A 9812-nucleotide genomic window follows, 5' to 3' on the forward strand; every position below is an offset into this window, starting at 1 on the left:
CATTTCTACTGATCGATTTCTTAAAGAATCATATAGTTTCATAGATGTAATTTGGAATGAAAAATACAAGAAATTAAGCCAAGTTCCACACAACCGCAAAAGGCTAGATAATGATGGAATTCTAATTAATATTGGTATTTTTGATGAATAATCTTATTGAACTAACGCATGCATTAGTTGTATAAGTTTTACAGTGTAGGCAAAGAGATAAACTTTAACCTTTTATTTGAATATATTGTACTAAGTAAACTTTTTTGCCCAATGTCACCTTTTTAAGAGAAACTCATTTCCTAGAGTTCTCTCTTTTTTTATTTTTAAAGGTTGTGCAACTACCGTGTGCGCTAGTTGTATAAAGAAAAGGCAAGACCACAGTTTTGTGGTCTTTTTCATTTGGTCTATAATCAACAATTAATGTTATAAGAGCTATATTTTTAAGGAGGAAAAATCATATGAGTATAAATAGTGAACCTGTAGTAATTAATTTGGATAGACCTCGTGTTCTTCGATTTGGACATAAAGCATTAAAACAATTAAAAGCAATGACTGGAAAAACGTTAGTTCAAATTGATGAATCGATTACAAATTTAGATCCAGATGACATTGAAGTTTATATGTATTGTGGATTAATGAGTGATGCGATAAGTATGGGTGAAGTGTTGTCATTGGAAAAAGTTGAGGATATCTTGGATAAGGCTGTTTCTTACAAAGATATTATTGAAAAAATTGCAATGGCTATTTCTAGAAGTTTTGGTGCTGAAGGTAATGAATTAAAAAACGAGATGGCGATAGAGAAGACCAAGAAGTAAAAGATTATGACTTCGATGAAACTTTGTCTATCGCTATTGAAATAGGAATTGGTGTACAGGAATACGATTATATGACTCCGTATGAACTCGGTCTTCATATTAAATCATTCAATAAACGTATGGAAACAGAGCAAAAAGACAAGCTTACATTAACTTGGTTGGGTGCGAATTGGCAACGAGCAAAAGAAATGCCGAGCTTAGAACAGGTTATTGGAAAACAACCAATTAAACAGAAAAAAATGTCGTCAGAACACATGTTAAATATGGTTAAAGTAATGAACGCAGCATTTGAAGGTACTACTTACTAAAGGAAGGAGGTAAATCAATGGCTAGTGGTTTAAGGAACTTATTGGTTCGTATTGGTGCAGATGCTTCACAAATGAAATCAGAAATGAAAAGTGCTCAAGGTGCATTAGGTGGTTTCAGAAATAATATTTCGGGCGTAATTAAAGGAATTGGCGTTGCGGCTGCTGGTGTTGGAGCTGCAATAGCAGGTATAGCTGTAGCGGCAGCAGCAATTTCTCCAGCAGTTCAAGATGCAATGAAGTTTGAAGCAATTATGGGAACACTTAGTGAAACATTGGGAAATAGTATGAATGATTTCATTAAATGGCAGGATACAGTGGGAAGATCACTTGGATATTCAAAGTTACAAAGTGCAGAACTAGCAAATACACTTTCATTAAACTTTAAATCAATTGCTACAAGCCAAGCGGACCTATTATCTAAAACAACTGAAATGATGAAAGTTGCAGCAATTATTAGTTCAAAACGTGGTATGGCCATGACTGAGGTTTCTGATCGTATCCGTTCAGCAATGAACCAGGAAGCTGACGGGGCAGATGAGCTTGGAGTCAATGTTCGTGCTAGTGCAATTATGCAAAGTGATGCTTATAAGCAAATGGCCAATGGAACACCGTGGGCACAACTAAGTACAAACATGCAGAAGACTATTTTGTATCACCATATATTACAACAAGTAAGTCAAAATTTAGGTATTGAAGTTGCGGATAATACCGCAATGAGGATGAATATATTTAAAGCTTCATTATTAGATGCAAGACTTGCTTTAGGTCAAGCTTTCCTTCCAGCTCTTGCAGCAGTCTTACCTTATTTAACTGCTTTTGCGAATAGAGTTACAAGAGCGCTTAAAGTTGTGGCTGCATTTATGGAAGCTTTATTTGGTCATAAAAAGAACATAAAAAATGCAACAAAAACTTTTCAAACACAGACCGCAACTACTAATAAACAAACTGCTTCTGTAGGTAAATTAGGAGATACGTTTACTAAAACTGGTAAAAAGGTTAAAAAAGCAGTTGATACCATGAAGCAAACACTAGCAGGATTCGATGCTTTAAACATCCTTAGCTCTGCAACATCTAGCACAGGAACTGGTGATACAGGTGTAGGTGATGTTGGTGGTGGTGGAGGTTCTGGCGGGGGCATTGATGATGGTGGTCTAAATGGTGGTGATGATGGATCGAACAATCCCATGGACGGTTGGTTAGATGATATGAAAGCAAAAGTTGTAGCGTTCGCGAACGCGGTAAAAGAATTTTTATCACCTTTAAAACCAGCGTGGGATAACTTAGTTTTCGGTGTTAAAGATTTATGGGGCGCTATAACTGATTTAATGACTAGTGATGGAATGAAATGGATAACAGAAAAATTGTTAGAAGTATATATTACTAGTCTAAAAACTCAATGGGATTTATTAGCGAATTCCCTTCATATTATCGCTGATGTTTTCCGTATTATTGCGGATCTTCTTAACGGAGATTGGCATAAAGCATGGACAGACACAAAACTTTTACTAATAGATTGCGGTCAATTAGTTATGGATTGGGTAACAGATTTATTTCCGGGTCTTCAAGGTGTAATGACAAAATTCACTAGTTGGTGGGTCGGTTTATTCCTAAACATGATGACTTCAATCGAAAATTTTGTCACAGACGTTATTAATTTTGATTGGTCACAAATACCAACTGCAATCCAAAAAGTATTAGGTGTGATCGCGACATGGTGGAAAACAAGTGTATGTGATTCATTCGCTAGGTCATTAACGGATATTAAAACAAATACGGAAAATGGAGCAAAAACGATATATTACGCTATAACTGGTGTTCTGGATGATATTGTTTCATTCTTTAAAGACGATGTAATCGGGACGTTCTATACAACTATGAAAGATGGGGTTAAGAACGTTAAAACTGGCGCTGGCTTAATATGGGGCGGTGTTAAAGATGGTTTCGTTAATGTTTACGATTGGTTTCGTGATAATGTCGTTAAAAAATTAATTACTGCTTTCGATAACTGGAAAACTCCGGTCAAAACTTCAGTTGGTGCGGTATGGGGTAAAGTTAAAGAAGCGTTTACGAACGTTTATAACTGGTATCGTGATAATGTCGTTACTAAGTTAAAAAGCGCTTATGATAATAATAAAAGTAGTATTTCGTCGTCAGCTGGTTCGGTTTGGTCAGCAGTTAAAGGGAAATTCAGCGACGCATATAGTTTCTTTTCGGGTGTTGCTAGTAAGATTAAGAAAGCATTTGGTGGTATTACTAGCGGTTTAGGTAGTTCAATCACAAGTGGATTTAAAATCGTTTACAATAAAGCAGTGGACTTCATTAACGATATGATTGATGCTATTAACAAAGTGGGAGATTCAATTGATAAAGTATTACCCGGAAATCAAATAAAACATGTCTCTCATATACCAAGGTTAGCTAAAGGTGGTATTACTACTGGTTCAACTATCGCTAATATCGGTGAAGCAGGCCGAGAAGCAGTATTACCATTAGAAAATAACACTGGATGGATGAAAGACCTTGCTTCTCAATTATCCCAACATATGGGCGGTGGAAGTGGTGGAGACATCATCATCCAAATCGGTGGATCAACGTTAGCACGTATTACTTCTAATCAGATCAACCGTTTACAACGCCAAACGGGAAAACCAGTATTAAAATTATAACGGGGTGATTATATGGCTTTTCTAGAAATTGGTTCAAGTTCGGGTGCGACGTCCCCCATTAAAACACCTAGCGAATATCAAGTAACAATTTTAGATTTAGACTCTGAAAAATCAACAAGAAATGCACAAGGAACATTAGTTAGAACAAGAATTGCGATTAAAAGAAAAATTTCTGTTACATTTCCAACTATGACAACTTCAGAAATGCAATCACTTTTAGTAGCCTTAGATAATAACGGTTCGACTAGTTTTTATTGTAAATTTCTAGATCCAAAAGATGGAGTTCTAATAAAGCAATTTTATGTGGGTGATAGAGTAGCGCCAATGTATAACTTTACATTAGGTCGATGGAAAGAAATTTCAATGGATTTCATCGAACTGTAAGGGGTGATTAAGTGTTAAATGTATCAAATAGTTTTATGAAAAACATGATGGGGAATAATAGAGTCATTGATTCATATATCATGGTTAATTTATCTACAAAATACGATTCTATGCAAATTATTAACTGGTCTTTTCACGATACTATTTCTGTTTCGGAAGTATTTGAGATCGGGACAACGATTGCGAACTCATTCGAAATAACGTTACAGAATACAAACGGGATAACAAACGGAATGTTAATCGAACCGTATATAGGGGTTAATGTCGGCGGATCTACAATCGAATATGTATCACTGGGAAAATTCAATGTTATTGATACAGAAATTATAAATAATTATGGTTCTACTCAGTTACATTTAACTTGCTTAGATAATATGATCAAATTAGATGTCCCGTATTTATGGACGGGTGGCGCTACTGATACAATTTCTAATATTATGAGTAAGTTGTCGTCATATTCTGGCGTTCCTCTGGCAGGTACATATCCCGCAACCATTGTTAATCAATCTACTGGATATACTTGTCGTCAAATGCTAGGATTCATGGCTGGTCTGTTAGGTGGTAATGGCGCTATGGATCGTGTCGGTAGAATAACGATCAAGAAATTAACGTCGCCAGTTGAAAATAATTCTTTTGTTGGTGGATCTACTTCGAAACTTACTTTTGATTCGAATATCGCAAACTATGTAAAGGGTCAATTTTACGATTTAACGGTTAATACGGCGAGTCGTACAGTATGGGACGGTTTAGGGGTTAAAGTAAACGACTTTATTACAAACGGTAATGTTTTAACGGGAATCAACCCGTCATTAGGTACAATTACTGGGATAAATGGTTATGTTATAACGATACGGGCGGACGTAACACAAACGGATAGTACACCAGCGCAAGTATCAGCTGAAAACATCGGACGACGAAATTCAACCGTTATGACAATCGCTGGGGACAATTACTTTGATTTCAAAGAAGGAAACGAATCTTATATTATTGATAAAATAACAGGTTATGATTTTAACGGTAATTCGTTCAGTAACGGTACAGTGTCAAATAATAAAGAATTACGAATTAAAAATCCGTTTTTCACACAAGCGCTTGTCGAATCATTAGCTACTAGTTTAATTGGTATTCCTTTCTTTACATTTAATATGGAATGGCAAGGAAACCCAGCTTTAGAATCTGGCGATAATATTCGGATCGATGAATTCGGCGTTTCAGCATGGAATACAATTGTAACTGATACCGTATTAACATATCCCGATTTTGGAGCAAGTTCTCAAACAGTTTGTGAAAGTCAGTTAGACAATAAAACGAACATAATTGATAATACAGGCGAAACGGTTAATAATCCAGAATTAATTAACGGTTCTATTACTGGCGGTATGATAGTTAATACAAATAGCGCTGGTACTATGTCCCCGAACTTTAATAATGGATATTTCGGTTTACACATGAAAAATCAAGATATTCGCGGTGTCAATGCGCTTGTATTCAATGATGAAACCGATAATAGTAGTGAAGGGATCTTATTTCCTAAAAATGGAGCTGCTAGTGACAGTGTTAACATATCTGATTATCAATCTCTTAGAACTGTTAACAGTCAATTATTATTTGATACAAATCGCGTAATACATGAAGGAAATGTCATTATCCAAACTGGAGCGGTATCGATTACACCAGTAGCGAATACTCCGACGTCGATAGCGGTCACATACCCGAAACCGTTCCCGACTTTACCTTCGGTTCAAGTTACACCTAATACGGGTGTTCCAGAATCGGAAGTTAAAATGGTTTCGTTTGGGAATCCAACCGTTAACGGGTTCAATGCTTTCATATACAGAACAAATACAAACGCTACAACGCTTTATTGGGTCGCGATCTGGGGGAATAGTTAAATGATCCTTTATATTATCCATAATGAAAAGAATATTATTACTGCGGTTGGTACATCCCCTATTGAGGATAACCCAATCGCGGTAGAAGTTGATTCTATGGAAATATTCGAAAACCCTAGCGCTTATCGTTATATAGACGGGCAAGCGGTAAAGGACGAATCTTTAATCCTAGAAATCGCTAAAACTAAGAAAATGGCGGATCTGGGGACTGAATGTGATAATGCAATTTTAGGACGCTTTAAAGCTACTATCGATGGGGCGGATTATCTATTTTCGAATGATTCAGTCGCGCAAGCTAATTTCGATAAATTAATGTTCGCTTTCGATAAAGGTTTTTTAACCGAAATAAAATGGACTGCTTATGATATGGAAGGAAGTGTCGTTCGGATATTAATTACACCGCCTACAATGATAACTCTATTTGTAGCACATTTAACGCATATTCAAGAAAATATTGTTAAGCTTCGCGATATATTGCAACCGCAAGTCGAATCAGCAACGATCGAAGAACTGGAATTAATAACATGGTAAAGTATATCTGGAATATCTAAATAAGTATTGACCAACTAATTAATACAATTTTAGGTGGAAATCCTGATGAAACAATGTCCTCACGCATGGGAAAAAGAATAGATACTTGTATTTTTTGCAAATTCATGTGTAGATTCTTAGATTTGTTTCAGAAGAATCATTGTATAAAATCCATAGAGCAAGTTGAAACAACACCTAAATCATAGGTGTATTTTTTTATGCCTAAAGGAGATGGAACATTGGATATTGATGTTATTTCATTATTGCCAAAGCTAATTCAAACAGCGTTATTATTTTACTTTCTTGTAAAATTTCTAGATTTTATCACAGGACTTTTAAAGACCTGGAAAGGTGTTTCAGAATACAAATCAAGAGTCATGAGAGACGGAATTATTCGATGGATTGGTGAATTAGTTGGGATTGTATTTGTATTAGCTCTAGATATAGTTCTAGGGCTTAATTTTTATTTAACAGGATTTACACTTGCCCTATTTATTTATAAAGAAGGTGGGAGCATCGTAGAGAACTTAAGAGCTATTGGTGTGGTACTTCCTGCACAAGTTGAGGACAAATTAAAATCATTCGATAAAGGAATTGTTCAAAATGACATGGAGAAATGAATTTATTCCAAAAAACAAATATACAAGACCAGGTACATTATTAAAAGGTGTATTGAAAATTGTAATACATTGGACTGGCAATCCTGGTGCTCCTGCTAAAAATCATGTGAAATATTTTGGTGTTACTTTACCAGCTCAAAGTAAATTATTAGAACAACAAGGGAAGAAGTATACAGCTGCTTCTGCTCATATTTTTGGAGATAAAGATGAATCAGTTTGTATTATTCCTTTAAACGAAGTAGCTTATCATGCAAATGATGTTCAAAAACATAATGATGATGGTTCGGTATATCGAGGAGTTAAAGAAATTGCTCCAAATGCTAATTTATATACTTTAAGCTATGAAATGTGTGTAGAAAAAGATGGCACTATTCATCAAGACACTATTAATCGTGCAATAAGTGATATTGCAGCGATTTGTATGACTTATAAATTAACAGAAAAAGATATTGTAAGACATTTTGATGTAACTAAAAAAGATTGCCCTTCACCATTTGTTAAAGATCTAGTTAAATTCGAGGACTTCAAAAAACAAGTGGGATTAATACTTAATCCCACAAAAGTAGAAACAAAACCTGCAGCTGTAAAAACTAAACCTCCTTTTTATCCTGGTACAGTGCTAAAAGTAGGTTCAAAAGGAAATAACGTTCGATTAGTTCAAGAAAAAGTTGGGGTTACAACTGATATGAAGTTTGGACCAAAGACCGAGGCTGCAGTAAAAGCATTTCAAAAGAAAAACAAACTTACTGTAGATGGAAAGATTGGTCCTAAAACCTGGGCTAAAATGTTTCAATAAAAAATAACCATGTGTTCATTATTGAATACAAGGTTACTTTTTTTGTGAAATTGTTGTTCAACTAACGCATGCGTTAGTTGAACAACGTTGATTACCTTAATCATATATTAAATTGATCACCATTTAATTAAGATATTCTAGTGGTCTATACATTTTTCTGAATATTATGTACAATATTTAGTGAGAGGAGGTTGGTTTAATGTCTGAAAGTAAAAAACAAGATAGCTTATTAAAAGGTATTGCAAAAGGTTTCAAAGAAGGATTAACATTTGGTTCAGTTTTAGATCCAGATATGAGCCAAAAAAAAGTTGAAGAAACTCGTGAATTTACTGCAAAAGAAGTAGTTGATCACTTTACTGGTAAAGAAAAATTGTCTGATGGTGAAGTTGAAGAACTTAAAAGAGCAGCAAAGTATAATCGTAATACTTAACCGTAAACGTTATGAAAACAGAATCTCCCCATAGAAGATTCTGTTTTTTCTAGTTCAACCAATGCATGCGTTAGTTGCATAAGAACTTACTCATATTTTGTATAAATAACGGGCATTTGTAGTACAAAAAAAGGATAGTAAGAACTGAAACAATTTCAGCTACTATCCTTTTATTTAAAATTCTACAACGGAATAATGTATTGCATTAAATCTCCTGGTTTTGTAGGTGGTTGTGCTTTATGTGGTCGAATAAACAATTTAAAATAGAATGTCATAAAACGGTTTCTCATTTGGAGTTCCACCTTTCATGGATAAATTTTTAATGTAATTTATTATATTCTATTTATTATCTAAAAGTCCTTTTCATATGCAACTAAAGCATCAGTTAGTTCAATAACTAATAAGATTTTTCAAGAACTTTCTGCTGGATCATCCCATTTAAAAAAGCCTTCTGTCCAACCTAAATCTTCATCAATTAAACATTCTCCAACAAAGAAACACTCTTTAGGATAGTTGTTAAATCCTTCAAGCTTAAAATAACGTTCAAGAGCCTTTTCTGCTTTTTCTCTTGTAGAATAAACACCTAATATTTTTGTTTCTTCATGTTCGTCTTCATCACCATAATCATAGATATGAGTTAGCAAAAATACATACTTCTTGTTAATTTCCACCTAAACCACCTCATATTTCATATTTAATTATTTTTCAACTAAAGCATTAGTTAGTTGCGTAAGGTCATTTTTAATTTGCTAATTAAATTTTACCAAATCTGGACTTAGTGCAATAAAATGTGGTAGCCAACAGTCTGAGGTTCGGTGCCTATTTCGTGGTTATTCAAGCAGACCCTATTAAAGCCATCTAAGCCATCACAACCACAACATCCATTTATTCTGCTTTCATCAGGATGGTAATTTGAATTAATTAAATCATTGATATTAATAATAATAAACCCTTTTATATTAATATCAGCTTCACCATTATCTATTATAAAAAAGCCTTCAGGAATATAAGCTTTCCCAACGTTTTCACTTAGCATCTTTAAGTCTGTTAATTCAATTAACTTTTTCGATATCTCAATATTACATTCCTTACAAACTAATCTCATCCTTTTATAACACCTCAATAAGCTGTATTTAATATAAATATAGCACACTTTCGAGTATTCCTTATGCAACTAAACTGCTATTTAGTTACATAAGAAAAACGATCCTTCGTTATTGAAGAATCGCATGAGTTAGTTCAATAATGTTTATCAACCAGGGCTTGTTGCATAATTCATACCAAGTAAAACAATCATTAGAAGTAATATAGCAAAAACAATACGTTTCAACGATACCCCTCCTTAAATAAAGATAAGTACAAGGATATATTCTTATTCC

At 34.3% G+C, this 9812-nt stretch carries 11 protein-coding genes; 9 read left to right on the forward strand and 2 right to left on the reverse strand.

The window, feature by feature from the left end:
- The first annotated feature begins 449 nt into the window (after nt 1-449).
- The 9 genes from ACFCYN_RS23980 (at nt 450) to ACFCYN_RS24020 (ending at nt 8433) form a co-directional block, all read left to right on the forward strand.
- Nucleotides 450-806: a hypothetical protein gene (locus ACFCYN_RS23980; RefSeq protein WP_375952399.1), complete on the forward strand. Its 357-nt coding sequence runs from the start codon at nt 450-452 to the stop codon at nt 804-806.
- Nucleotides 807-829: 23 nt separating this feature from the next.
- Nucleotides 830-1114, forward strand: a complete 285-nt coding sequence (locus tag ACFCYN_RS23985; RefSeq protein WP_375952401.1) for a hypothetical protein — start codon at nt 830-832, stop codon at nt 1112-1114.
- A 17-nt stretch (nt 1115-1131) separates the two neighbouring features.
- Nucleotides 1132-3780, forward strand: a complete 2649-nt coding sequence (locus ACFCYN_RS23990; RefSeq protein ID WP_375952404.1) for a hypothetical protein — start codon at nt 1132-1134, stop codon at nt 3778-3780.
- A gap of 12 nt (nt 3781-3792) precedes the next feature.
- Nucleotides 3793-4164: a DUF6711 family protein gene (locus tag ACFCYN_RS23995; protein ID WP_375952407.1), complete on the forward strand. Its 372-nt coding sequence runs from the start codon at nt 3793-3795 to the stop codon at nt 4162-4164.
- A gap of 11 nt (nt 4165-4175) precedes the next feature.
- Nucleotides 4176-6056 (forward strand): hypothetical protein, encoded by a 1881-nt coding sequence (locus ACFCYN_RS24000; RefSeq protein WP_375952410.1) that lies wholly within the window; start codon nt 4176-4178, stop codon nt 6054-6056.
- Nucleotides 6057-6587, forward strand: a complete 531-nt coding sequence (locus tag ACFCYN_RS24005; RefSeq protein WP_375952413.1) for a DUF4376 domain-containing protein — start codon at nt 6057-6059, stop codon at nt 6585-6587.
- A 218-nt stretch (nt 6588-6805) separates the two neighbouring features.
- On the forward strand, nt 6806-7207 hold the full coding sequence (locus tag ACFCYN_RS24010) for a phage holin family protein (RefSeq protein ID WP_375952416.1): 402 nt from the start codon (nt 6806-6808) through the stop codon (nt 7205-7207).
- A complete protein-coding gene (locus ACFCYN_RS24015) occupies nt 7191-8003 on the forward strand; it encodes a peptidoglycan recognition protein family protein (protein ID WP_375952418.1) in 813 nt (270 codons plus the stop codon). The genes ACFCYN_RS24010 and ACFCYN_RS24015 overlap by 17 nt, the downstream gene beginning before the upstream one ends.
- Before the next feature lie 199 nt (nt 8004-8202).
- Complete coding sequence (locus tag ACFCYN_RS24020) at nt 8203-8433, forward strand: hypothetical protein (protein WP_375952421.1); 231 nt, start codon at nt 8203-8205, stop codon at nt 8431-8433.
- 410 nt (nt 8434-8843) lie between these two features.
- On the opposite strand, the gene ACFCYN_RS24025 is transcribed toward ACFCYN_RS24020, so the two are convergent.
- Both ACFCYN_RS24025 and ACFCYN_RS24030 read right to left on the reverse strand, forming a co-directional pair.
- Nucleotides 8844-9104 carry a DUF7336 domain-containing protein gene (locus ACFCYN_RS24025; protein WP_375952424.1) on the reverse strand — a complete coding sequence of 87 codons (261 nt, stop codon included), beginning with the start codon at nt 9102-9104 and terminating at the stop codon, nt 8844-8846.
- Between the two features lie 104 nt (nt 9105-9208).
- Nucleotides 9209-9538, reverse strand: coding sequence for a hypothetical protein (locus ACFCYN_RS24030; RefSeq protein ID WP_375952427.1), 330 nt, complete (start codon nt 9536-9538; stop codon nt 9209-9211).
- Nucleotides 9539-9812: the final 274 nt, after the last annotated feature.

This window comes from Gottfriedia sp. NPDC056225 (assembly GCF_042267765.1).
GTDB lineage: Bacteria > Bacillota > Bacilli > Bacillales > Bacillaceae_G > Gottfriedia.